Genomic DNA, 24,036 nt, shown 5'->3' with positions numbered 1-24,036 from the left:
TGACATGCACGCATCGAATTATTCGGAATAAAGTGCCGAAAAATTCTGCCTGCACAATGCGGGCGCGACACATCGTAGCGTAGCGGCACGCCCAGCGTTGACGAGCAAAGCGCGCGACATCCGCATAACGTAAAGCCGCAAAATAATTCTCGGCACAATTTGATGGAATTTTTCAGAAATCACCAATGTTTCATCTGCGCCGAATTACAGTATCAACAAACAATCGTCCGGGAGCCTCAGTCATGTCAGTGAAACGAATCGGCGCGGTATTGCTTGCGGCATGCATGATGCTCACGGCACCGCTCGCCCACGCGCAGACGCAATACTCGACCGACTGGATCGCGAACACGTTCGGCACGATCGCCGCGCACGTCGGCAACGGCGCGCGGTCGATGTGGGTCGCGCCGGAAGGCGTGATCTACACGTCGTCGCGCTGGGACGAAAACGCGGGCGGCGTCGCGATGTACCAGAACGGCCAGGGCATCGGCACGATCGGGCTGCACGACGAGTTCCAGGGCGGGGCCATCACCGGCAACGCGTCGTCGCTGTTCGTCGCGCTCGGCTACAACCGGACCTTCGGCAGCGGATCGGTGGGGCGCTACAACCGGTCGACGAACACCCGCGACCTGCGCATTCCGGTCAGCGTGTGGACGGGCGTGCAGTACGCAGACGTGATCACCGGGCTCGCGACGGCCGGCACGCTGCTGTACGTGAGCGATTTCTACGGCAATCGCGTGCGTGTCTTTACGACCAACGGCGTCTGGCAGCGCGACATCAACGTGACGGGCCCCGGCGCGCTCGCGCTCGACGCCGCGGGCAACCTGTGGGTCGCGCGCAAGAGCGCGGGCGTGGTCGTGCAGTACAGCCCGAGCGGCACCGCGCTGGGCACGATCCAGATGGCGGCCCGCGCGCGGCCGGCTTCGCTTTATTTCGATGCGCCGAGCGGGCAGTTGCTGGTGGGCGATGAAGGCCCGGACATGAACATCAAGATCTACGCGCTCGCGGGCCAGCCCGCGCAGGTCGGCACGTTCGGCGTGCAGGGCGGCTATCTCGACACCACGTCGGGCATCAAGGGGCAGGTCGGCGACAAGCGCTTCACGCGGGTCGCGGGCATCGGCAAGGATGCCGCGGGCAACCTGTACGTGCTGAACAACGCGTGGGGCGGCGGCTGGGACCTCGGGCGCAACGGCAGCACCGACCTGCATGCGTACAGTCCGGCGGGCGCGCTGCAATGGAAGCTGCAGGCGCTGAACTTCGAGGCGATCGCCGCGCCGGACCCGGCGACGGACGGCGCGTTCTTCTACAGCGGCACCAACATCTATACGGGCACCGCGGGCGGCACGTTCGTCGCGAACACGATCGATCCGTTCACCTATCCGCGCGATCCGCGCCTCGACATGAAGGACTATCAGCGCGGCCAGCATTTCGGCCAGCTCGTGACGGTCGGCGGCAACCGGATTCTCGTCGCGTCCGGCCAGAACCCCGGCAACTTCAACTTCTACTACTTCAACGCGGCGAGCGGCTACATCGCGATTCCGGCCGGCTCGCTGCCGGGCAAGCCGTTCAACACGACGCTGCAGGTCACCGCGGGCTTCGCGATCGACGGCAACGGCGACGTGTGGGCCGGCCTCAACGGCACGAACGCGATCACCCACTATCTGATGACGGGCTTCGACGCGACCGGCAAGCCGTCATGGGGCAAGCCGACGACGATTCCGGTGCCGGCCACCGTCGCGCCGGTCACGCGCATCGTCTACCAGTCGGACAGCGACACGATGATCCTCGCGCAGGGCCTCGCGGGGAACTGGGACTGGACGGCGATGAACGGCTACATCGAGGTCTATCACGGCTGGAAGGCCGGCAACACGACCGCGCCGAACCCGGTGATCACGCTCACGAGCCCCAACCCGAAATCGATCGCGGCGGCCGGCCGTTACCTGTTCGTCGGCTACGTGCACACGGTGCCGAACATCGACGTGTTCGATCTCGATACCGGCAGCCTCGTCACGACGCTGACGAATTCGAACCCGGCGGCGATGGACGTCGGCAACGACGTCGACTCGATGTACGGAATCCGCGCATATCTCCGCTCGACCGGCGAGTACGTGATCACGAAGGACAACTACAACGGCTCCAGCATCGTCGTGTATCGCTGGCGTCCGTGACGCGCGTGTGGCGCGCGGCCGCCGCGCATCAGAACGACACGGTCGTCGTCAGCGTGACGAGCCGAGGCTCGCCGACCGCGACGATCAGGTTGCTGTTGCTCGACGGGTAGTAAGTCTTGTCGAGCAGGTTCTTCACGTTGAGCTGGATGCGCGTCGGGAACTTGCCGATCGTCGTCTCGTAGGCCGCGAACGCGTCGACGCTCACGTAGCCGGGCAGCGTGAAGCGGTTCACCGTATCCCCGGGCCGCGCGCCGACGAAGCGCGCGCCGCCGCCGAAGCGCCAGCGGCCCGGCAGGTTCGCGATGGCCGTGTCGTACACCGCGAACAGGCTGCCGGTGTGGTGCGCGACGTTGATCAGCGGCTGGTTGGCCTCGCGGTCGTTCGCGTTCGTATACGCATAGCTGCCGATCACGCTCCAGTGGCGCGTGAGCTGCCCCGCGACGTCGAGTTCGATCCCGCGCGAGCGCGCGGCGCCGATCGTCGACGTCACGTTGTCGACGGTCACCGCGACGTTGCGCTTGTCGATCTGGTAGACCGCCAGCGTGCCGGTGATCGCGGGCTCGAGGCTGAACTTGAGGCCCGCTTCGACCACGCGGCCGAATTCCGGCGCGAGCGGCGCGGCGGCGTTCGACGACACGTTCGGCTTGAACGAGCGGCTCACGTTCGCGTACGCGGTCAGCGCCGGCGTGAGCGCGTACGCGAGCCCGAACTGCGGCAGCCACACGTTTCCGTGCGAGCGGTCCGCGAACACGAACGGCCGCCCCGTCCCGGACTCCTGCTGCCAGTCCTCCCAGCGCAGCCCGGCCACCGCGGTGAGCCGTTCGGTCAGGTTCACCGAGTCCTGCAGGACGACCGAATACGCGTGCACCTTCGACAGGTTGTCGCTTTGCGTCTTGCTCGGCGTGCCGCCGGGCGCGAGCAGGCCGTAGACCGGATCGAACAGGTTGAAGCCGGGCGTCGCCTTGCCGCGGATCGTGTCGCCGCGGAAGCTGCGCTGCCGCTCGTATTCGCCGCCGACGTAGAGCGCGTGCTTCATCCCCGCGAGCGTCACGTTGCCGAGCAGGCCGAGCGTCGTGATCTGGTCTGAATCATTGCGCCCGAGGTTCGCGTCGGACGAGCGCATCATCGCGCCCGTCGCGCCGTTCAGGCCGGTGGCGCGCGTGATGTATTGCGCGTAGCGGTCGCGGCCCCAGTCGTAGGTGGCACGCAGCCGCCACGCGTCGGACAGGCGATGCTCGATGCGCGCGCGGAGCGTCTCCTGGATGCCGCTGCTCTGCGACCACGCCTCCTCGTAGCGGCGATCGCGCAGCGCATCGTCGAGGCGGCCGTTGACGAGCGCCGTGCCGCGATCGAACGGCGTCGTGTAGTCGACGTACTGGTAGCTGACGTCGATCGACGTATTCGCGTCGCGCCACGACAGCGCGGGCGCGATCAGCGCATCGCGGGTGCGGCCGAAGGTGCGCCAGTAGCGGCTCGTGTCGTATTCGCCGGTCAGGCGGAACGCAAGCGTGCCGCCCGCGACCTGGCCGGGCTTGCCGAGCGGGCCGGTGAGATCGAACGCCGCGCCCGCGCCGCCGTGGCTCGTGCGCGTCGCGGAGATCGAGCCGCCGAACGTGTCTTCCGGCTTGCGCGTGACGAGGTTGATCACGCCGCCCGGGTCCTGCATGCCGTAGAGCAGCGACGCGGGGCCCTTCAGCACTTCGACGCGGTCGATCGTCGCGAGATAGCTGTGCAGCACCGGCGTGCGCATGCCGTCGACGAGCACGGAGCCGTCGTTGTTCGAGCCGAAGCCGCGCTTGATGAACGCGTCGCGCGTGCCGCCGAGCGTGTTGGTCTGCGTGACGCCGCTGATGTTGCCGAGCACGTCGTCGAGCGAGCGGGCCTGCTGGTCCTGCATCACGCTGCTGCTGACGACGGCGATCGATTGCGGAATGTCCTTGAGCGCGCGATCGTCGCCGCCCGCGATGCTGCTGGTGCGCGGCTGGTAGCCGATGGTCGGGTCGGCGACGGCCGACGCGTTGACGCTGATCGTCGGCAGTTCGCGTTCGGCCGCGGGCGGCGCGGCGGGCGACGCCGCGTCGGCCGCCGAGGCCGCCGAGGCAGGCGCGGCACGCTGGGCCTGCGCGTGTGCGCCGCCGGCGACGCAAAGGGTGATCAGGGCAGGCAGGCCCGCGCGCCACGGACGCAAAGCCCGCGCGCGGCGGAGCGGTCGACGAAATGACATGAATCGTTCAATGACGGAGTGCTGAGGAAAGAGCCGCAGCGTCCGAATGCGTCACCGCGGCAGGATGCGCATGATATATGTAATGAGAATCGTTTTCAATTGTAAATGTGGGACGGCGCACGTCGAAGCCGTCGCGGCCGCGGCTCGCGAAGTGACCGCCGTGTGGGTGACACGTCGATCGTCTGCTGCATCGGGAACGGCGGCCTATGGCCGCCCGCGTGCCGCGTCTACAGGTCGAGCACGAGCAGGTCGCTGCGGGCACGCGAACAGCAGGGCATGAACTGGTCGCCGGCGGCCTGTTCCGCTTCCGTCAGATACGAATCGCGATGGTCGGGCTCGCCTTCGAGCACGCGCGTCACGCAGGTGCCGCATACGCCCTGCTCGCACGAGGTCAGCACGTCGATGCCGTGGGCCGCGAGCGCGGCGACGACCGTGCAATCCGCCGGCACGTCGACAACCTTGCCGCTGCTCGCGAGCCGGACCTGGAACGCGCGCTCCGCACCCGACGCGACGACCGCGCCGCCGAAGAACTCGTAGTGCAGCCGCGCGTCGGGCCAGCCGCGGGCGCGTGCGGCGTCCAGCACCGCGTCCATGAAACCGCGCGGGCCGCAGACGTACAGGTGCGTGCCGGCAGGCGCCGCGTCGAGCACCGCGGGGAGATCGAAGCGTTGCGCGGCGTCGCCGTCGTCGACGTGCAGGCGCGTGCGGTCGCGGAACGCGGCGGTATTGATCTGCTCGACGAACGCCATGCGTTCGAGCGAGCGCGCGCAGTAATGCAGGTCGAACGACTCGCCGGCCGCGGACAACTGTTCGGCCATGCTGAGCATCGGCGTGACGCCGATGCCGCCGGCGAGCAGCAGATGATGCGAAGCGTCGCGCGCGAGCGGGAACTGATTGCGCGGCATGCCGATGCGCAGCGTGTCGCCCTGCCTGACCTCATCGTGAATCGCACGTGAGCCGCCGCGGCCGTCGGCGTCGCGCAGCACCGCTATCCGATAGCGATCGCCGTGGCGCGGGTCGTTGCACAGCGAATACTGGCGCACGAGGCCGCCCGGCAGATGGACGTCGATATGGGCGCCGGCGTCGAAGCGGGGCAGCGGCGAACCGTCGTCGGCGACGAATTCGAAGCCGCAGATGTCGCGCGCTTCCTGCCACTTGCGGGCCACCCGGACGGTCAGCGTCGGCGCGCTCACGACGCCGCCTCGATCCGCACGACCGCACCCGCGGCCGACGGCGCGCCGGCCGCCTCCTCGGCGGCGAGCAACCGGTCGATCACCTTGCGCGACAGCACGCCGCCCGCGTCGATATTGAGCTTCAGCAGCTTGCGCTCGGGCCATTGCTCGAGATTGCGCTGCTGGCGCTCGAGCATCTCGAGATCCTCGGCGAAGATCTTGCCCTGGCCTTCGCGGATCGTCGCGGTCAGCGCATCGTCGTCGGGCCGGAAGTTGCGCGCCATTCCCCAGAAATACCAGATCGAACCGTCGGTTTCCGGCGTGATGAAGTCGACGACGATCGACGACGCCTTGTGCTCCGCCGGCGCGTCGTAGCCGCCGTGGCCCGCATGCGCGACGCCCACTTCGATCATCACGTGGCTCGGTGGCGTGAAGCGGCAGATCTGCCAGCGGTCGACCGGCACGTCGTCGGCGAGCCCGTTGCCGCGCAGCGCCATCTGCCAGAACGGCGGCGGCATCACGTTGTGCATGAAGCGGCTCGTGACGACTTCGTCGCCGTGGCTGGTGGTCTTCGGCGGTGCTTCGTCGATTTCCTTCTGGCCGATGCTCGTCGCGTGCACGTAGGTCTCGTGCGTGAGGTCCATCAGGTTGTCGATCATCAGCCGGTAGTCGCAACGGATGTGATACAGGCCGCCGCCGTGCGCCCACGCCGGATCGTCGGCCCACGTCAGCGCGGGCAGGGCGGCCGGATCGGCGCGGGACGCATCGCCCGGCCACACCCACACGAAGCCGTAACGCTCGACCACCGGAAAGCTGCGGATCGCCGGAAAGCCGCCGACGCGCTGGCCGGGCATCGCCGCCGTCTTGCCGTTGCAGCCCATCTCCAGCCCGTGATAGCCGCAGACGAGCACGCCGTCGCGCACGAAGCCGAGCGACAGCGGCGCGCCGCGGTGCGGGCAGAAATCCTCGAGCGCGGCGACGCGGCCGTCCGCCGCGCGATAGAACACCATCGATTCGTTGCAGATTCTGCGGCCGAGCGGCTTGCCGTCGATTTCATCGGGCGTGCATGCCACGTACCAAGCGTTCTTGAGAAACACGTTCGTCGTCTCCTTGGGGCGGTGCCGGTGGTCGGCACTTCTTCATTTCGTGTACTGAATGAGATTCAGTGTACTTATCGAAATGGGCGACGACAAGGCGGGCGGTATACTGGTTTTCCCGGCCAATGGCGCGACGCCGCGCGATGCCGCTGGCGCGCGCGACCGCGTGCGCCGCCTTATGTGACCGACTCATCCATGGAAAAAACGAATCCCGCCAGCGCGCCGGCTTTCCCGTTCGATCTGTACGACGAACCGGGACACCTGATCCGGCGTGCGCACCAGATCGCGGTGGCGATGTTCTACGAGAAGCTGGGGCGCGACGTCACGCCGGTGCAGTACGCGGTGCTGAGGATGCTCCAGGAAAGCCCCGGGCTCGACCAGGTGACGCTGGCGCAGCGCGTCGCGCTCGACACGTCGACGACCGCCGATCTGGCGGCGCGCCTCGAAGCGAAAGGGTTGATCGTGCGCGAAGTGCTGCCGCGGCGGCAGCGGCGCCTGCTGTTGACGCCGGCGGGCGTCGAACTGCTCACGCATCTGATTCCGTCGGTGCAGGCGTTGCGCGCGGGCCTGTTCGACGGGATGGGCGAAGACGACTCACGCGAACTGGTGCGGCTGTTGCGCAAGTTCGTCCATTTGAACAACGAGCAAAGCCGCGCGCCGTTGCGGGCCGCGGACGCGTCGTAGCGGCAGCGAGGCGCCATCGCGCCACGCGCGTCGAGCTACGGATCACGGCGGCACAACTTCGCCGCCCGCATCATGCCTCCGGCGCGTGTCCTTCCAGCCGGCGCATCGCTTCGGCCACCTCGTTCCTGAACCGCACGAGCGCCGCCTGATCCGGCGCCGGCGGCTGCACGGCCGCCCACAGCATGTCGATCAGCTGCGCGGCCGTCGTTTCCGTATCGAGCTTCCGGTGCCCGAGAATCGCGTCCCACAGCACGTGCTCCATCGGCCCGAACACCATCGAGCGCAGCAGGCTCAGCGGCATGTCGGTGCGTACCTGGCCGGCCGCCTGCCCGCGCGCGAGCACGTCCATCAGCGGCGCCGTGTAGCGCCGCTGCAGCGCGGTCAGCTCGTCGCTCAGCGCATGCTGCTTCGCGCGCCCCTCCGACAGCACGAGCGCGCACAGCCCGGTGCCGTTCACGAGCATCAGCCGCAGGTGGGTGCGCACGATGAACGCGAACTGCTGCTGCACCGGCGCATCCTGCGGCATCCCCAGCTCGAATGCCGCGATGATTTCGTCATACCAGTCCGCGATCACGCGCGCGCACAGCTCGCGCTTGCCGCGGAAATAGCTGAACACGGTCGCCTCGGACACGCCGACCCGCTGCGCGATCTCGGCGGCGGTCGCGTGCTCGTAGCCCTTTTCGGCGAACACGTCACGTCCGGCGCGCAGGATGTCCTGCACGCGCTGCTGCGATTTGCGGCCGGCGGGCGCGCGGGGCGCGTCGGCGCGCTCGGCCTTCACGGTGTCGGTCATGATGTCGGTCGGATGCACGGCTGTCATCCGGCCATGATATCTGAGTGTCACTCAAAAAACTATTGACGACGTCCCACGCGAAGCGCGAAACTACACAAAATTTCCGCAGTATTGGCTAACGAATCGGCGCGACAACCGGTTTTGAGCAAAACTCAGAAATCGGTGCGCGCAACGCACGCACTTTCTGGAGACGGAGGAGACATGATCAACTTGCCCGGCGTGCAATTCATGCTCGGTGAAGACATCGAGATGCTGCGCGACGCCGTCGCGAACTTCGCGGCGAAGGAAATCGCGCCGCGCGCGGCGGAAGTCGATCGCACCGACCAGTTCCCGATGGATCTGTGGAAGAAGTTCGGCGACCTCGGCGTGCTCGGGATGACCGTCTCGGAAGAATACGGCGGCGCGAACATGGGCTACACCGCGCACATGGTCGCGATGGAGGAGATCTCGCGCGCGTCCGCGTCGATCGGCCTGTCGTACGGCGCGCACTCGAACCTGTGCGTGAACCAGATCCACCGCAACGGCACCGACGCGCAGAAACGGAAATACCTGCCGAAGCTCGTCTCGGGCGAACACATCGGCGCGCTCGCGATGAGCGAGCCGAACGCGGGCTCCGACGTCGTCAGCATGAAGCTGCGCGCGGACAAGCGCGGCGACCGCTACGTGCTGAACGGCACGAAGATGTGGATCACCAACGGCCCCGACTGCGACACGCTCGTCGTCTACGCGAAGACCGACATCGAAGCCGGCCCGCGCGGCATCACCGCGTTCATCGTCGAGAAGGGGATGAAGGGCTTCTCGGTCGCGCAGAAGCTCGACAAGCTCGGGATGCGCGGCTCGCACACGGGCGAGCTCGTGTTCGAGGACGTCGAGGTGCCGGAAGAGAACATCCTCGGCCAGCTCAACGGCGGCGTGAAGGTGCTGATGAGCGGCCTCGACTACGAGCGCGCGGTGCTGTCGGGCGGCCCGACCGGCATCATGGCCGCGTGTCTCGACGCGGTGGTGCCGTACATCCACGACCGCAAGCAGTTCGGCCAGGCGATCGGCGAATTCCAGCTCATTCAAGGCAAGGTCGCCGACATGTACACGACGTTCCAGGCGTGCCGCGCGTACCTGTACGCGGTCGGCCGCCATCTCGACTCGGCCGGCAGCGACCACATTCGCCAGGTGCGCAAGGACTGCGCGGGCGTGATCCTCTACACGGCCGAGAAGGCGACGTGGATGGCGGGCGAGGCGATCCAGATTCTCGGCGGCAACGGCTACATCAACGAATACCCGGTCGGCCGCCTGTGGCGCGACGCGAAGCTCTACGAAATCGGCGCCGGCACGAGCGAGATCCGCCGGATGCTGATCGGCCGCGAGCTGTTCGCGGAAACGCTGTAACGCCCACGTCACGCCCACGCCACGCGAACGGAGCCCCGTCGATGCCGATCATCGAATCCAAGCTGAACCCGCGCTCGGAAGAATTCCGCGCGAATGCCGCGGCGCTCGAGGCGGTCGTCGCCGACCTGCGCGCGAAGATCGAACAGCTCGCGCAGGGCGGCGGCCCGGCCGCGCGCGACAAGCACCTGTCGCGCGGCAAGCTGCTGCCGCGCGACCGGATCGCGCAGCTGCTCGATCCGGGCACGCCGTTCCTCGAGCTGTCGCAGCTCGCGGCGAACGGCATGTACAACGACGACGCGCCGGGCGCGGGGATCATCACCGGCATCGGCCGGATCGCGGGCCGCGAGTGCGTGATCGTCTGCAACGACGCGACGGTCAAGGGCGGCACCTACTACCCGGTCACGGTGAAGAAGCACGTGCGCGCGCAGGAGATCGCCGCGGAAAACCGCCTGCCGTGCGTGTACCTCGTCGATTCGGGCGGCGCGAACCTGCCGAACCAGGACGACGTGTTCCCCGACCGCGACCACTTCGGCCGCATCTTCTACAACCAGGCGACGATGTCGGCGGCGGGCATCGCGCAGATCGCGGTCGTGATGGGCTCGTGCACCGCGGGCGGCGCATACGTGCCGGCGATGAGCGACGAGTCGATCATCGTGAAGAACCAGGGGACGATCTTCCTCGGCGGCCCGCCGCTCGTGAAGGCGGCGACCGGCGAGGAAGTGAGCGCCGAGGATCTCGGCGGCGGCGACGTGCACACGCGCCTGTCGGGCGTGGCCGACCATCTCGCGCAGAACGACGCGCATGCGCTGTCGATCGCGCGCAACATCGTCGACCACCTCGCGCCGAAGCTCGCGTCGCCGGTGACGCTGCGCGAGCCGAAGCCGCCGCGCTACGACGCGCAGAGCCTGTACGGCGTGATCCCCGTCGACACGCGCAAGCCGTTCGACGTGCGCGAGGTGATCGCGCGCATCGTCGACGATTCCGAATTCGACGAATTCAAGGCGCGCTACGGCACGACGCTCGTCACGGGCTTCGCGCACATCTGGGGCCATCCGGTCGGGATCGTCGCGAACAACGGCATCCTGTTTTCCGAATCGGCGGTGAAGGGCGCGCATTTCATCGAGCTGTGCTGCCAGCGCAAGATCCCGCTCGTGTTCCTGCAGAACATCACCGGCTTCATGGTCGGCCGCAAGTACGAGAACGAAGGGATCGCGCGGCATGGCGCGAAGATGGTGACGGCCGTGTCGAACGCGAAGGTGCCGAAGTTCACGGTGATCATCGGCGGCTCGTTCGGCGCGGGCAACTACGGGATGTGCGGGCGTGCATTCGGCCCGCGCTTCCTGTGGATGTGGCCGAACGCGCGGATCTCGGTGATGGGCGGCGAGCAGGCCGCATCGGTGCTCGCGACGGTGCGCCGCGACGGCATCGAGGCGAAGGGCGGCACGTGGTCGAGCGACGACGAAGAGGCGTTCAAGCAGCCGATTCGCGACCAGTACGAGCGCCAGGGGCATCCGTACTACGCGAGCGCGCGGCTGTGGGACGACGGCGTGATCGATCCCGCGCAGACGCGCGACGTGCTCGGCCTGGGCCTCGCGGCGTCGATGAACGCGCCGATCGACGACACGCGCTTCGGCGTGTTCCGGATGTAACGAGCAAGAGCAAGGAGCGGACGATGCGATACGAAACCATCAAGGTCAACGAAGCAAACCGCGTCGCGACCGTCACGCTGGCGCGCCCCGACGTGCGCAACGCGTTCAACGAGACGATGATCGCGGAGCTGACGACCGCGTTCGAATGGCTCGACGCGCACGCCGGCGTGCGCGCGGTGGTGCTCGCGGCGGAAGGAACCGCGTTCTGCGCGGGCGCGGACCTGAACTGGATGAAGAAGATGGCCGGCTACTCGGACGACGAGAACCGCGCCGACGCGCGCAAGCTCGCGCGGATGCTCGAGGCGATCCACCGCTGCGGCAAGCCGGTGATCGCGCGCGTGCATGGCGATGCGTATGCGGGCGGCGTCGGCCTCGTTGCCGCCGCCGACATCGCGATCGCGGCGGACGGCGTGAAGTTCTGCCTGTCCGAGGCGCGGCTCGGGCTGATCCCGGCGACGATCGCGCCGTACGTGGTGCGCGCGATGGGCGAGCGCGCGGCGCGGCGCTACTTCACGACGGCGGAAGTGTTCGACGGCGCGCGCGCGGCGGCGCTCGGCTTCGTGCACGAAGCGGTGCCGGCCGATGCGCTCGACGAGACGGTCGAGCAGCTCGCGGCGACGCTGGTCGCGAACGGGCCCGATGCGGTGCAGGCGTGCAAGCGCCTCGTGGCCGACGTCGCGGGCCGTCCGCTCGACGCAGCGCTGATCGAGCAGACCGCCGAATGGATTGCGCGGACCCGCGCGGGCGCGGAAGCGCGCGAGGGCATCGCCGCGTTCCTGGAGAAGCGCACGCCGTCATGGCGGGCGTGACAGCAGCGCGCAGCGCGAACCCCATCCCTTACCGGACGACATCGAAGCCATGTTCGACAAGATTCTGATCGCCAACCGCGGCGAAATCGCCTGCCGGGTCGCCGCGACGTGCCGACGTCTCGGCATCGCGAGCGTCGCCGTCTATTCCGACGCGGACGCGCACGCGAAGCACGTCGCCGCGTGCGACGAGGCCGTGCATATCGGCGGCGCGGCGGTTGCCGATAGCTACCTGCGCATCGAGCGCATCATCGAAGCCGCGCGCGCGACCGGCGCGCAGGCGATCCATCCCGGCTACGGGTTCCTGTCCGAGAACGAGGACTTCGCGCATGCGTGCGAGCTGGCCGGCATCGTGTTCATCGGGCCGCCGGTCGACGCGATCGCCGCGATGGGCTCGAAGGCCGCCGCGAAGGCGCTGATGCATGCGGCCGCGGTGCCGCTCGTGCCCGGCTATCACGGCGACGAGCAGGACGCGGCGCTGCTGCATCGCGAGGCCGATGCGATCGGCTACCCGGTGCTGCTGAAGGCGAGCGCGGGCGGCGGCGGCAAGGGGATGCGCGTCGTCGAGCGCTCCGACGATTTCCCGGCGGCGCTCGCGTCGTGCCAGCGCGAGGCGGCGAGCAGCTTCGGCAACGACCGCGTGCTGATCGAGAAGTACCTGACGCGCCCGCGCCACGTCGAAGTGCAGGTGTTCGGCGACACGCACGGCAATACGGTCTACCTGTTCGACCGCGACTGCTCGGTGCAGCGCCGTCACCAGAAGGTGCTCGAGGAAGCGCCGGCGCCGGGCCTGCCGGATGAGGTGCGGCGGGCGATGGGCGAGGCGGCGGTCGCGGCCGCGCGCGCGGTCCGCTATGTCGGCGCGGGCACCGTCGAATTCATCATGACGGGCGACGCGTTCTACTTCATGGAGATGAACACGCGCCTGCAGGTCGAGCATCCAGTCACCGAGATGGTGACGGGCCTCGATCTCGTCGAGTGGCAACTGCGCGTCGCGGCGGGTGAACCGCTGCCGTTGCAGCAGGCCCAACTGCACGTGACCGGGCATGCGATCGAGGCGCGCCTGTACGCGGAGAACCCCGCGCGCGGCTTCCTGCCGTCGACCGGCACGCTGAAGCACCTGCGCCTGCCCGACGGCGTCGAGTTCGCGACCGGCGCGCCGGTGCGCGTCGACAGCGGCGTGCGCGAGGGCGATGCGATCACGCCGTTCTACGACCCGATGATTGCGAAGCTGATCGTGCACGGCGCGGACCGCGAGGAAGCGCTCGGCCGGATGATGCGCGCGCTGCGTGAATGCGAGGTGGTGGGGCTTCATACGAATGCCGCGTTCCTGCAGCGGATCGTCGCGTGCGAGCCGTTCGCGACGGCCGATCTCGACACCGGCCTGATCGAGCGCAACCACGACACGCTGTTCGCGCCGCAACAGCCGCCGCGCGCGGCGCTCGCGCTCGCCTGTGCGGCGCTGTTCGCGCGCGAGCGCGACGCGGCCGCGCATGCGGGCCGCTCGCCGTGGTGCGCGCTGCCGGATTGGCGCCTGAATGCCGGCTACCGCCGCACGCTCGAATGGCATGAGCCGGAGCGCGAAGTGGACCTGACGGTCGCGTACGACGACGACGGCGGCCGTGCGTGCCTCGCGATCGGCGACGCGCCGGCGCAGCCGTTCGCGTGGACGCGCGGCGCGAGCCCGCTCGACTTCGACGTGACGCTCGACGGCGTGCGCAGCAGCGGCCGCGTGTATGCGGACGGCGACACGTTCCACGTGTTCACGCAGGGCGCGTCCGAATCGTTCGAATGGCGCAACCTGCTCGCGCACGCGGGCGACACCGAGCACGGCGGCGGGCGCCTGACCGCGCCGATGCCGGGCAAGGTGATCGCGGTGCTGGTCGAGGCCGGGCAGGCGGTCGAGCCGGGCACGCCGCTGATCGTGATGGAAGCGATGAAGATGGAGCACACGATCGGCGCGCCGAGCGCGGGCGTCGTCGCGGAAGTGCTGTACGGCGTCGGCGACCAGGTCGCCGACGGCGCGCAACTGCTCGTGATGGCGGAAGGCTGACGCAGGCAGCGGCCGAGCGTCGGCCGGCGCGGCCGGGCGAGACGCCGGCTGCCGTCGCAGCGGCAGCGGCAGCGGCAAGCAGCAGGTTGATCTGCGTTGGCAACGCGTGAAAAGCGTGCGCGCGGGCTCTGGTTCGAGTGGCCGGGCGCCCGCGCGGCGCATGACGATCCATGACAGTCGGGCGGCGCACGCTGCGCTAGACTGGCGGATAGTTCGCGCGGCTGCCGGCCGCGCTACACTGCGTCCAGTCCATCTCTCCTCCCGCCCACGATGACGTCTCCTGTCCTGAACGGCCTGCGCATCGGCATCACGATCGGCCTGCGCGCCCCCGACGAAAGCCTGTGGATCAACGGCATCAAGCAGAACGCGCTGTTCCTCGCGAAGCTGCTGATGGCGTCGCCGCACGGCTACCGCGTGACGCTCGTCAACACCACCGACGTGCCGCTGACCGATGCGCTGCCGTGGGATCGCGCGGTGTACGACACGCGCGCGTTCGCCGACGCGAAGGACACGCTCGACGTGCTGATCGAGCTCGGCGGGCAGATCGACGCCGCGCAGACCGCATACCTGAAGGCGCGCGGCGCGAAGCTCGTCAGCTATTGCTGCGGCGTCGAGTACATCAACGCGATGGAGTCGATGCTGTTCGGCCGCCGGCTGTGGGATTCGCTCTTCATCAACCGCGGCTTCGACGAGGTGTGGGCGATCCCGCAGATCGCGCCGTCGTCGCTGCCGTTCCTGCAGTCGCTGCGCCGCTGCCCGGGGCGCGTCGTGCCGTTCGTCTGGGATCCGATGTTCCTGGCCGAGCGCGCCGGCACGCTGCCCGGGCACGGCGAATACCGGCCGAGCGGCACGCCCGCGAAGCGGCTCACGGTGATGGAGCCGAACCACAACGTCGTGAAGTTCTGCGTGTATCCGCTGCTGATCATCGACGAGGCGTATCGCCGCGAGCCGGACGCGATCGCGTTTACGCACGTGACGAACGCGGACCGTCTCGCGCGCGAGAGCCAGGAGTTCGTGATGCTGATGAACTACCTGGAGGTCGTGCGCGCCGGCAAGGCGAGTTTCGTCGGCCGCTTCGACACGCCGGTGTTCCTGTCCGAGCTGACCGACATCGTCGTGTCGCACCAATGGGAAAACCCGCTCAACTACTTCTACTTCGACGTGTGCTGGCAGGGCTATCCGCTCGTGCACAACGCGAGCCTCGCGCCCGATCTCGGCTACTACTACCCGGACAACGACGTGCAGCAGGGCGCTGACGCGCTGCTGCGCGCGCTGCGCACGCACGACGACGACTGGCAAGGGTATGCGCTGCGCCAGCGCAAGATCCTGCGGCGCTATACGTCCGCGAACCCCGCGCTCGTCGCCGAGTACGACGCGCTGTTCGCGAATCTGATCGGCGCGACGCTCGCGTGACGGGCAACGCGATTCCCGGATTCAGGTCCGAGACAATCGCTGGCGACGCGATAAAAAAAGAAACCGTCGAAACGGGGAGATTCGACGGTTTGAAGGCACGAAAATCGACGGCTCCGAGGGGGAAGTCCGTCAGAAATAATTTTATAGGTTAACTGGTCTGAAAGATTGTTAAACATCTTTCGGCAGATAATCGTAAGATTATTTGAAGATCAATTGTCTATTTGATTTTTCAAAATTGCGCTTTGTGAGTTATCAATCTCGCTTGCGGCAGCGGCATTCGATCCGGCCGCGACCGGACACTTAATATTTGCTATTGATTGTTCTGCCGCGTGGCGCGACGGCGTTGCGTTTCGGCAGATTCGGCGGATTCGGCCGCCAATATCGAAAATACATAATCGTCACATCAAATTAATAACGTTCAGGCGTTTTCGAACAAATCGAACCATGCTGAGTGTCGGCGGATGAGAGGCGCCGGCGGCCGAACCCGATTGTTTCCGAATCGGCGGGTTATGTGACCTGCCGCACCGTCAATGAATCGGGTGCGTGGTGTATTAATGGTATTTGAATATCCTTGACAATGCCGTGTTTGACGGCGCGCCGGCATGAAACGTACGCTGTCGGAAAAGATGAAAACCTGAGGATGGGCCGGGTAAGCGGTGGCACGTGTCGTGGTCGGCATCTGCCATATGTTTCGTGAGCGCGGGCCGTCCATCGGCGGCTCGCCATTTGCCGGAGCGCCGGATGAATGCGGTCGAACCTCGCCTGGAGGCTAACAGGGAACGGAATCGGGACGATATCGAGTGCGTGTTCGGCGCGTCGGACGATCACCCGGATTCCGCGTCGGTACGCAGTTTCGTCGAAAGCCGGCTCGGGTTCGCGCGCGAGCCCGTATGCCGGGCCGATCTGTCCGGCGGCGTTCTGTATCACGAATGCCTCGCGCGGTTGCGCTGGGGCGCGGGCGAGAGTTTGGCGCCAGGCGCATTTCTGCCGCGCCTCGAGGCGCTCGGCCTGATGCGCTGGTTCGACCAGCTCGTGGTCAGCCGGACGATCGATGCGCTGCGTGCCGATCCGAATGCCGTATACGGCTGCAACATCGCGGCGGCGAGTGCGGTGCTCGACAGCGCGTGGCTAGCGATCTTCCGGCGCCTCGAACGTGAGCCGTCGGTTGCAGCGCGGCTGGTCGTCGAGATCACGGAGACGGAGCCGCTGAACCCCGTTGCCGGGCGCGCGTTCGTGCATCGGTTCCGCCAGGCCGGCTGCCGGATCGCGATCGACGATTTCGGCGCGGGCCACAGCGCGCACAACCATTTCGTGGTCGGCCGTCCGGACATCGTGAAGCTGGACCGGTCGGTGCTATCGCTGATCAAGCGCAATGCGATCGGGCGCTACCAGTTTCGCCGGCTCATTGCGTTCGCGCACGAGAACGCGGGGCACGTCGTCGTCGAAGGCGTGGAGACCGAGCTCGACCGGGAGATTCTGGTGGATTCCGGCGTCGCGTGGGCGCAGGGCATCCGCTTCTCGTGGCGGTCGCCGGCCGCCGCGTGACAGCGTGGCAGCACGCGTCGGTACGGTATCGGACAATGGCGGATCGCAAAGGAGCGAGAGCATGGCGGTGACGAAGCTGAAGACCGGACACGGGGTGCACGAGCGGCGCGATGGCGCAGGCGCGCTGGTCGCGCTCGCCGAGCTGGCCGACATGCTGCGGGAGTTCAATGCCGAAGCCCGCGAGGCAGCCGATGCGGCCGTCGACATCGCCCCGTTTCTCGAAGGCCTGAAAGCCGTCGAACGGCATATTCGCGCGCTGAAGCCGCTCGATGCCGACGGCCGCGAGTGCGCGGCGCGGCATTATTTTGCCGGCGTGTTCGCCGGCGCCTGCGGCGACGATTCGGTGATCGCGCGCGGTGTGTCGGGCAGCCTCGCGCAGCAGGCGCGCGGCTTCAGCGGGATGGCGGCGCGCTGTTTCGCGCGCGTGGCGCGCATCGGGCAACGGCATGGCCGCGTATTCGCCACGTGGCGCGCACAGCGCGAGCCGGCCTAGCGGCCGATCGCGGGTGTCGGCCGCTTGTCGTCGGCCGCTTCGTCAGTCACTTCCGGAACTCTCCAAGCACGTACGTGAGCGCGCGATCGATCGCGTCATCCCATCGGCCGGGATGGGCGGCGCGCGCTATCCGGACACTGCGGTACAGCGCCGTCTGCGAACCGGTTTCCCAGCGCGCATCGGCCTTCGGGCTCAGCAGCAGAACTGCCGGCACGCCCAACGCGCCGGCCAGATGGATATGCGCGGTGCAGGTCGTGACGACCGCGTCCATCGCGAGCATCAGCGCGGCCAGGTCGCTGAAATCCTCGATCGCATGATGCGCGAAGGTGATCGGCAGATCCGTCTGCTCGGACTGCGCGGACATTTCGCGATTCACGCAGTACGCCGCGTGTCCGTGCAGGCGTGCGAGCGGCGCCAGATCGCGCACGCTGGCCGCTCGCAGAAAGCGTGCGTCGCTCTCTTCGCGACCGCGCCAGTTCAGCCCGATGCGGCGCGTGCCGGGCGCGCTGCCGTCGCGCGCGATGCGCTCGCGCCACGCGGCCGCGCGCTCCGGCGGGCATGACAGATAGGTGGCCGGTGCGTGCTCCGGCGCCGGCGCAAAGCCGAAGATTGCGGCCAGCACGAGGAACGAGCACCAGTAATCGTGTGCAAGTTCCGACGCGTCGATCCACGGGCCCTGCGCGGCGACGAATTCGATCTGCGGGAACGTGTGGCGCATCAGCGTGGCCAGCGCGGCCGGGACGATGACCGTCACCGCCGCGCAGCCGAGCGCGTCGAGCGCATGCAGGTAGCGCGCGTATTGAAGCTGATCGCCAATGCCGCCGTAGCTGACCACGAGCAGCCGCTTGCCGTGCAGCGGCTGGCCGTCGTAGAGCCGCTCGATCGGCAACCCGAACTGCGCGGCGCTCAGCACTTTCTCGCTGACGATGGTCGCGCGTGCCGCTTCGTCGCGCCGACCGGCGCGCAGCAGCAGCGCCGAGCGTGCCAGCTCGACGCGGCCGCGCAGCGGGTCGGGCAGTACGGCCCGGTCGCCGAAGCGTTCGAGCGCCGCGAGGCCGGCGTCGGGCACGCCGGCGAAGCCGTAGCACGACGCGAGCTGGAACGCGATCGCATCGTCGTCGAGGCCGCGGCCGCGCGCGCGTAGCCAGCGGTCGATCGCGTGCCCCCATTCGCAGCGCGCCTCGTGCTCGAGCGCGCGGTTCCAGTTCGTTTCGGGCGCGTCGGCGTCCGCTATCGCAGCGGCGGCAGCGCCGCGTTGCGCAGCCGGCGCGGTGACGAGCGGCTCGCCCGAGATGAACAACCGCTGCCGGTCCCAGCGCGCATTCGGCACGCACAGCATGTTGAGCCCGTCGATCTGGAAGAACGTGTAGTCGAGCCCGGCGAACGTGTCGGCGATCGCCTCCATGCCGACCTTCCAGTACTCGATCCAGCACCACGGCAGATGCGTTTCGATCAGCTGCCGCGCGCCGCGCAGCGCGTCGATCTCCATCCCTTCGATGTCGAGCTTCAGAAAATCGAGCCGCGGCAGGCCGAGCGAATCGAGTCTGACGATCGGCGTCGGCGTGCCGCCCGCCGCGTGTTCGCCGACGAGCGAGACCTGGCCGAAGTCGCTCGCGCGTCCGTAGTCGACGTCCGGCACCTTCATCGTGCCGTTGCTGCTGCCGAGCCCCATGTTGAGCAGATGGAGGTTGTCGAGCTCATTGAGCGCGATGGTGCCGCCCAGCGCATGATAGAGCGTGCGCTGCGGCTCGAAGGCGTACACCTGGCCGCCGCGCTCGCGCAGCCGGTGCGCAATCGGCACGCACACCAGCCCGGCGTTCGCGCCGCCGTCCACCGCGATCGCGCCGTCGGGCAGTTGGTCGATCACGTGCATGATCGTGTCGAGCTCGCGCTGGATATGCGGGCGGCCGGTCTTGATCAGCGCGTCGGCCTGCAGGTCGCAGTGCCGATTGATCAGGAACGGGCCGTGGATCGATTCGATCACGACGAAATTGCGGATGGTCTGATTCATCGGCGCGCGGATGGGTGGGATGTGGGGAAGGCCGTCAGCCCGGCGTACGGCCGCCGAACAGGCGCTGGATCTGCTCCGAATACGTACGCACGTTGTGCTCGGCGAGCGTATCGACCTGTTGCAGGCAGCGGCGTGCCGCCGCCGCGTAGTCGTCGAGCCGCGCATCGTGGGTCTGCGCGGCGGTGGCGATCGCCCGCGCCGCGTCGAAGATGTCGAAGTCCGCGTAGTAGTAGCCGACGTCGCGCAGGAACGGCGAGTTGTGCACCAGCGGGTAGTTGCCGTACAGCGCGTCGTAGAGCAGGTAGTTCAGGCCGTTTTCCCAATGGTGCGACACGACGATGTCGGTGTGGTGTGCGGCCCATGCGACGAACGGCGCGCGCACGTCAGCGGTTGCCTTGCCGTCCTGGACCATTTCCAGCCCGAGCGCGAGATGCTTGAAGGCGACGTTTTCCTTCTTGTCGAACGTATTGGTCATGTAGACGTGCTCGACCAGCTCCGGATGCGCGACGTAGCACGCGTTCGCCGCGAGCATCGGCACGACGGCGCTCTTGACGACGTTGAGGTTCGGCTCGAAGAACGCGATGCGCTTCGCAAGCCCGTGGTTCCGGTAGCCGAAACGCGCCTTCAGCTCGGGATCGGCGTCGAGGCTGCGCTCGATGAAGTACGGCGACCAGATGTGCGGCAGCACGAACACGGGCGCGCGGTAGACCGCCTGGAAATAGGCCGCGCAGGTGTGCGCATGCTGCGGGTTGGTCCAGATCTCGTCGAACTGCACGCGATGCGGGTTGGGCCGCCAGTCGTTCTTCCCGAAGTTGATCGTTTCGACCGCGATCACGTAGTCGTTGCCGAAACGGTAAGACACGCACTTGCCGCCGCGCTGCCGGACCGCGTCCGCATGGCTCGGATGAATGAACGCGTTCATCTCGATCAGCAGGTCGGTCTGGTGGACGATTGCCGACAGCGGCCGCAGCGCGTCGCGGAATTCGTCCATCATCAGCGCTTCCGGATAGTCGGCGATGCCGTCGTCGTGCGCGAGCCAGACGTTGCCGACGAGCGGCGACTGCTTCAGCAGCATGGCCAGGTACACGCAGTGCTGGTTCGCGCCGTTGTACCAGATCGATTGCGCCGCGTCGCGCTGCACGTTGATCGTTATCGCAACGTTGATCTTCATGTCGGCTCTCCGTCCGCGGTGAGTCAGGCGTCGCGATAGAGCGACGCGATCGCGTCCGTATACGCGGCGACGTTGTCCGGGTTGTAGATGCTGACCGAATCGAGTACGCGCTTCGAGCGCTCGCGGTACGTGTCGAGGTTCGCGTCGTGCTCCGCGAACGCCTGCAGCAGCGCGCGGCCGCCGGCCTGGCAGTCGAAGTCAGGATAGAAATACCCGGCGTCGCCGAGGAACGGCGAGTTGTGGATCAGCGGATAGTCGCCGTACAGCAGTTCGTAATACAGATAGTTCTGCGCGTTCTCCCACGTGTGCGACACCACCGCGTCGCCGAACGCCGCCATGAACTCGTACACCGCATAGCGGCTCTCGAACGTCGTGAGGCCGTGATCGACGATGTCGAGGCGCTTCGCGAAGTGGACGAACGTCGTGTGGTCCTTCAGGTGCAGCGTGTTGCACACGCGCACGATCTCCAGGAAATCCGGCTTCGCGCGATACGCTTCCTCGGTCACGAGCATCGGGATGATGCTCGTCTTCACCATGCAGATGTTCGGCTCGAACATCGTCACGCGCCAGCGTGGCTTGCCGGGCTGGTAGCCGAACGAGAGGCCGGGCCCGAGTGTCGCGCGCGCCTTGTCGAACAGCAGCGGATGCCAGATGTGCGGGACGATCGTCACCGGCGCGCGCAGGCCCGTCTGGTAGTAATGCAGGCACGAACGCTCGAATTCGGGAATCGTCCACACGCTGTCGTACGGTGCGCCGGAGAACAGGAAGCCCGACGGCTTGTTGAACATCGCGCGCTCGATGTCGATCACGTAGTCGTTGCCGACCCGCATCGTCACCACCTTGCCGCCGCGCTCGCGGAACGCGCGCAGGTAATCGGCGTTGAACTGCGCGCTCATCTCGATCAGCACGTCGCAGCGCTGCATCGCCTCGTCCATCGACAGGAGCGGCACGTTCCATTCGCCGAGCATCATCTGCGGATCGGCGACCTGTTCGCCGCCGTTCACCATCACGGCTTCCGCGACGAGCGGCGACTGCCGCAGCAGCAGGATCAGCAGCAGGCAGTTCTGGAAGATGCCGTTTTCCCACAGCGACTGGCCGGCGCCGCGCACGAACAGCGACACGCCGACGACGAGACGCTTGCCCTCGCCGGGCGCTTGACGGGCATTGGAGTCCGACATGCGTGTGCTCCGGTTCAGGCGACCAGACGCGCGACGAACGCGTCGAGGTTCGCGGGGTTGTCGATCGAGACCGACTTCAGCAGCCGGTCGGCCTTCGCGCGGTAGTCATCGAGCCGCGTGTCGTGATGCTGCCATGCGTCGAGCAGCGCGCGGCCGCCCGTCGCCGCATCGAAATCCGGGTAGTAGTAGCCGGCGTCGCCGAGCAGCGTCGAGTTGTGGATCAGCGGATAGCCGCCGTACAGCACGTCGTAGTACAGATAGTTCTGCGGGTTTTCCCAGTGATGGGAGACGACCGCGTCCGCGTGGCGCGCCATGAAGCCGGGCAGGTCGATGCGCGGCTCGAAGGTCGCCTTGTGCTGGCGGACGAGGTCGAGACTGTTCGCGAAGTGCAGGAAGGTCGGGTGCTCCTTCAGGTGCATCGAATTGACGACGAACAGGAGCTCGACCGCTTCCGGGCGCGCGCGATAGAGCTCCTCGCACGCGAGCATCGGGATATGGCAGGTCTTCACGACCGAGATGTTCGGCTCGAGCGTCGCGAGCCGCCAGGCCGCGCGGCCCGGCTGGTAGCCGAACGTCGCGCCTTCGCCCGCGAGCGCGGCAATGCGCCGGTCGAGGAAGTACGGCGACCAGATGTGCGGAATCGTATGGACCGGCGCGCGCGTGAGCGTGCGCAGCAGCGGCACGTCGATCGTCTTCGATTTCTCCAGCACCCACACTTCGTCGAACGGCGCGCCGTTGAAGATGTGCCCGGACGGCTTCTCGAAGATCGGCGTTTCGGCGAGGCCGCTGTAGGTATGGCCGACGAAGCACGCGATGCGCTTCTTGCCGAGCGCCTTCATGTGCTTGAGCCATTCGACCGGCAGTTGCGCGCCCATCTCGATCACGACGTCGAGTGCGTGCGTGACGTCGTTCGGCTGCACGAGCGGCACGTCGAGGCCGTCGAGGTCGAGCCCGGCGGGCAGCGCGCGTGCGTCGCCGCCGTTCAGGAAGTAGACGGGGCCGACGCGGTCGGAGCGCTTCAGCATCATCGCGAGGTACGCGATGTTCTGGTGGATGCCGTTTTCCCAGATCGCCTGGCCGTCTCGCGCGAACAGCGAGATGCCGACGGCCGGGCGTTCTCTGCGAGTGCCGCCTGACGCGGCTTGATCGATGTACGTCACCGGTTGGTTTCCTCTGCGGCGTCGCGCGTCAGGCGCTGGTGTCGAGCGACTGGCCTGCGGACGGCGCGCCGTGGATTGTCGTGGTTGCGTTCGCGTCGGCGCGCGCTGACGACGGATCGGGCGGCGCGGATCGCGAGGCGGCCGCCGGATTCCGGTGTGTCGTCGCGCGAAGCTGGCACGGCGCGCGACGCGGGCGGAAAGTTCCGGCGACAGTCTGCGGCGATTGTGGCACGGAAATCGCCGGTTTGTGGAGGGCCATGACGATGTTTGACATAGCGGAGGGTCGGCGCCGGGGCCGCTGTTCGGCGCGTCAGCGCTTCAGCGAGATCTCGACGCGGCGGTTCGCCGCACGGCCTTCGGCCGTCGCGTTCGACCCGACCGGATCGGCGCTGCCGCGGCCGGCGACCGTCATCGTAAGAGCTTTCAGCCCGTGCGCGTGCAGGTAGCGCGCGACGACGTCCGCACGGCGCTTCGACAGCGCGAGATTGGACGCGTCGCTGCCGGCCGAGTCGGTATAGCCGGTGACCGTCACTTCGGTGTACGTGCGGTCTTCGCGTTCGCTCAGCAGCTTGTCGAGCGACGCGCGGGCGGTCGGCGTGAGCGTCGCCAGCCCGGTGGCGAACAGCGCGTCGCCCGCGAGATTCACATGTTCGACCGCCGCGGGCGCGGGCGCCGGTGTCGGCACGGGCGCGGCCGTTTCGGCCGGTGCGGCGCCGCACTGGAACACCAGCGTGGCCGGGTCGGCATGGTCGCGCAGTGCATGCGCCGAATCGGCGACGCGCACCGGCTGCTCGCCGCAGATCTTGCGCGCGGCGTTCATGCAGGTCTGCGGGCCCGACAGCACGCCGTGGCAGTCGACCTGGTAAGTGCGCACGCCGTCGCGCGGCTGCAGCTCGGATGCGCTGAACGTCGGGCCGGACGCGCTGGAGCAGGCGGCGAGGGTTATCGCGGAGAGCGCGAGCGCGAAAGTGAGTTTGTTCACGGTTACGTCCTCAAAACTGGAGTTGACTGAAGCGCGCGGCACGCCGCCCGCCGCCCG

The 24,036-nt window shown here is 67.7% G+C and carries 18 protein-coding genes; 9 read left to right on the top strand and 9 right to left on the bottom strand.

Annotated features, from left to right (window positions below; genetic code table 11):
• Nucleotides 1-242: 242 nt before the first annotated feature.
• Nucleotides 243-2,165, top strand: coding sequence for an SMP-30/gluconolactonase/LRE family protein (locus WJ35_RS27870; protein WP_069240483.1), 1,923 nt, complete (start codon nucleotides 243-245; stop codon nucleotides 2,163-2,165).
• 28 nt (nucleotides 2,166-2,193) lie between these two features.
• On the opposite strand, the gene WJ35_RS27865 is transcribed toward WJ35_RS27870, so the two are convergent.
• The 3 genes from WJ35_RS27865 to WJ35_RS27855 form a co-directional block, all read right to left on the bottom strand.
• The gene (locus WJ35_RS27865; protein ID WP_069240482.1) at nucleotides 2,194-4,389 is read right to left on the bottom strand and encodes a TonB-dependent siderophore receptor; all 2,196 of its coding nucleotides are present in this window, start codon (nucleotides 4,387-4,389) and stop codon (nucleotides 2,194-2,196) included.
• 227 nt (nucleotides 4,390-4,616) lie between these two features.
• A complete protein-coding gene (locus tag WJ35_RS27860) occupies nucleotides 4,617-5,582 on the bottom strand; it encodes a PDR/VanB family oxidoreductase (RefSeq protein WP_034195528.1) in 966 nt (321 codons plus the stop codon).
• Complete coding sequence (locus WJ35_RS27855) at nucleotides 5,579-6,658, bottom strand: aromatic ring-hydroxylating oxygenase subunit alpha (protein WP_069240481.1); 1,080 nt, start codon at nucleotides 6,656-6,658, stop codon at nucleotides 5,579-5,581. Before WJ35_RS27855 ends, WJ35_RS27860 begins: the two co-directional genes overlap by 4 nt.
• Nucleotides 6,659-6,853: 195 nt before the next feature.
• Between WJ35_RS27855 and WJ35_RS27850 the strand changes: the two genes are divergently transcribed.
• Nucleotides 6,854-7,342, top strand: a complete 489-nt coding sequence (locus WJ35_RS27850) for a MarR family winged helix-turn-helix transcriptional regulator (RefSeq protein ID WP_014724026.1) — start codon at nucleotides 6,854-6,856, stop codon at nucleotides 7,340-7,342.
• A gap of 70 nt (nucleotides 7,343-7,412) precedes the next feature.
• Here the strand turns inward: WJ35_RS27850 and WJ35_RS27845 are convergent, their stop codons facing one another.
• A complete protein-coding gene (locus tag WJ35_RS27845) occupies nucleotides 7,413-8,162 on the bottom strand; it encodes a TetR/AcrR family transcriptional regulator (RefSeq protein ID WP_069240480.1) in 750 nt (249 codons plus the stop codon).
• Between the two features lie 174 nt (nucleotides 8,163-8,336).
• On the opposite strand from WJ35_RS27845, the gene WJ35_RS27840 reads away from it, so the two are divergent.
• The 7 genes from WJ35_RS27840 (at nucleotide 8,337) to WJ35_RS27810 (ending at nucleotide 17,477) form a co-directional block, all read left to right on the top strand.
• Nucleotides 8,337-9,518: an isovaleryl-CoA dehydrogenase gene (locus tag WJ35_RS27840; protein ID WP_059753109.1), complete on the top strand. Its 1,182-nt coding sequence runs from the start codon at nucleotides 8,337-8,339 to the stop codon at nucleotides 9,516-9,518.
• 41 nt (nucleotides 9,519-9,559) lie between these two features.
• Nucleotides 9,560-11,167: a carboxyl transferase domain-containing protein gene (locus tag WJ35_RS27835; protein ID WP_060232406.1), complete on the top strand. Its 1,608-nt coding sequence runs from the start codon at nucleotides 9,560-9,562 to the stop codon at nucleotides 11,165-11,167.
• Between the two features lie 23 nt (nucleotides 11,168-11,190).
• Complete coding sequence (locus WJ35_RS27830) at nucleotides 11,191-11,976, top strand: enoyl-CoA hydratase/isomerase family protein (protein WP_059629167.1); 786 nt, start codon at nucleotides 11,191-11,193, stop codon at nucleotides 11,974-11,976.
• A gap of 49 nt (nucleotides 11,977-12,025) precedes the next feature.
• Entirely contained in the window at nucleotides 12,026-14,026 is a 2,001-nt protein-coding gene (locus WJ35_RS27825; protein WP_069240479.1) for an acetyl-CoA carboxylase biotin carboxylase subunit, read from the top strand.
• 270 nt (nucleotides 14,027-14,296) lie between these two features.
• Nucleotides 14,297-15,439, top strand: a complete 1,143-nt coding sequence (locus WJ35_RS27820; RefSeq protein ID WP_069240478.1) for a DUF2827 domain-containing protein — start codon at nucleotides 14,297-14,299, stop codon at nucleotides 15,437-15,439.
• A gap of 741 nt (nucleotides 15,440-16,180) precedes the next feature.
• The gene (locus WJ35_RS27815) at nucleotides 16,181-16,984 is read left to right on the top strand and encodes an EAL domain-containing protein (protein WP_069240477.1); all 804 of its coding nucleotides are present in this window, start codon (nucleotides 16,181-16,183) and stop codon (nucleotides 16,982-16,984) included.
• A gap of 61 nt (nucleotides 16,985-17,045) precedes the next feature.
• Nucleotides 17,046-17,477 carry a hypothetical protein gene (locus WJ35_RS27810; RefSeq protein ID WP_011880840.1) on the top strand — a complete coding sequence of 144 codons (432 nt, stop codon included), beginning with the start codon at nucleotides 17,046-17,048 and terminating at the stop codon, nucleotides 17,475-17,477.
• A 46-nt stretch (nucleotides 17,478-17,523) separates the two neighbouring features.
• Here the strand turns inward: WJ35_RS27810 and WJ35_RS27805 are convergent, their stop codons facing one another.
• The 5 genes from WJ35_RS27805 to WJ35_RS27785 form a co-directional block, all read right to left on the bottom strand.
• Nucleotides 17,524-19,488 carry an FkbM family methyltransferase gene (locus WJ35_RS27805; protein ID WP_069240476.1) on the bottom strand — a complete coding sequence of 655 codons (1,965 nt, stop codon included), beginning with the start codon at nucleotides 19,486-19,488 and terminating at the stop codon, nucleotides 17,524-17,526.
• Nucleotides 19,489-19,522: 34 nt separating this feature from the next.
• Nucleotides 19,523-20,659, bottom strand: a complete 1,137-nt coding sequence (locus WJ35_RS27800; protein WP_069240475.1) for a DUF2827 family protein — start codon at nucleotides 20,657-20,659, stop codon at nucleotides 19,523-19,525.
• 23 nt (nucleotides 20,660-20,682) lie between these two features.
• Nucleotides 20,683-21,837 (bottom strand): DUF2827 domain-containing protein, encoded by a 1,155-nt coding sequence (locus WJ35_RS27795; protein ID WP_060232417.1) that lies wholly within the window; start codon nucleotides 21,835-21,837, stop codon nucleotides 20,683-20,685.
• A 14-nt stretch (nucleotides 21,838-21,851) separates the two neighbouring features.
• Nucleotides 21,852-22,997, bottom strand: coding sequence for a DUF2827 domain-containing protein (locus WJ35_RS27790; RefSeq protein WP_069240474.1), 1,146 nt, complete (start codon nucleotides 22,995-22,997; stop codon nucleotides 21,852-21,854).
• 310 nt (nucleotides 22,998-23,307) lie between these two features.
• The gene (locus WJ35_RS27785; protein WP_069240473.1) at nucleotides 23,308-23,979 is read right to left on the bottom strand and encodes an OmpA family protein; all 672 of its coding nucleotides are present in this window, start codon (nucleotides 23,977-23,979) and stop codon (nucleotides 23,308-23,310) included.
• Nucleotides 23,980-24,036 lie beyond the last annotated feature (57 nt).

This window comes from Burkholderia ubonensis, from assembly GCF_001718695.1.
GTDB classification, from domain to species: Bacteria; Pseudomonadota; Gammaproteobacteria; order Burkholderiales; family Burkholderiaceae; genus Burkholderia; species Burkholderia ubonensis_B.
Note: the sequence above shows the minus strand (reverse complement) of the source record. Positions and strands in the feature narration are given on the sequence as shown.

Excerpts from the sequence above, each read along its gene's own strand:
- WJ35_RS27870 (WP_069240483.1), top strand. The coding sequence starts at position 243 with ATGTCAGTGAAACGAATCGGCGCGGTATTGCTTGCGGCATGCATGATG.
- WJ35_RS27810 (WP_011880840.1), top strand. The coding sequence starts at position 17,046 with ATGGCGGTGACGAAGCTGAAGACCGGACACGGGGTGCACGAGCGGCGC.
- WJ35_RS27865 (WP_069240482.1), bottom strand. The coding sequence starts at position 4,389 with ATGTCATTTCGTCGACCGCTCCGCCGCGCGCGGGCTTTGCGTCCGTGG.
- WJ35_RS27795 (WP_060232417.1), bottom strand. The coding sequence starts at position 21,837 with ATGTCGGACTCCAATGCCCGTCAAGCGCCCGGCGAGGGCAAGCGTCTC.
- WJ35_RS27850 (WP_014724026.1), top strand. The coding sequence starts at position 6,854 with ATGGAAAAAACGAATCCCGCCAGCGCGCCGGCTTTCCCGTTCGATCTG.
- WJ35_RS27820 (WP_069240478.1), top strand. The coding sequence starts at position 14,297 with ATGACGTCTCCTGTCCTGAACGGCCTGCGCATCGGCATCACGATCGGC.
- WJ35_RS27805 (WP_069240476.1), bottom strand. The coding sequence starts at position 19,488 with ATGAATCAGACCATCCGCAATTTCGTCGTGATCGAATCGATCCACGGC.
- WJ35_RS27800 (WP_069240475.1), bottom strand. The coding sequence starts at position 20,659 with ATGAAGATCAACGTTGCGATAACGATCAACGTGCAGCGCGACGCGGCG.
- WJ35_RS27830 (WP_059629167.1), top strand. The coding sequence starts at position 11,191 with ATGCGATACGAAACCATCAAGGTCAACGAAGCAAACCGCGTCGCGACC.
- WJ35_RS27815 (WP_069240477.1), top strand. The coding sequence starts at position 16,181 with ATGAATGCGGTCGAACCTCGCCTGGAGGCTAACAGGGAACGGAATCGG.
- WJ35_RS27825 (WP_069240479.1), top strand. The coding sequence starts at position 12,026 with ATGTTCGACAAGATTCTGATCGCCAACCGCGGCGAAATCGCCTGCCGG.
- WJ35_RS27840 (WP_059753109.1), top strand. The coding sequence starts at position 8,337 with ATGATCAACTTGCCCGGCGTGCAATTCATGCTCGGTGAAGACATCGAG.
- WJ35_RS27835 (WP_060232406.1), top strand. The coding sequence starts at position 9,560 with ATGCCGATCATCGAATCCAAGCTGAACCCGCGCTCGGAAGAATTCCGC.
- WJ35_RS27845 (WP_069240480.1), bottom strand. The coding sequence starts at position 8,162 with ATGACAGCCGTGCATCCGACCGACATCATGACCGACACCGTGAAGGCC.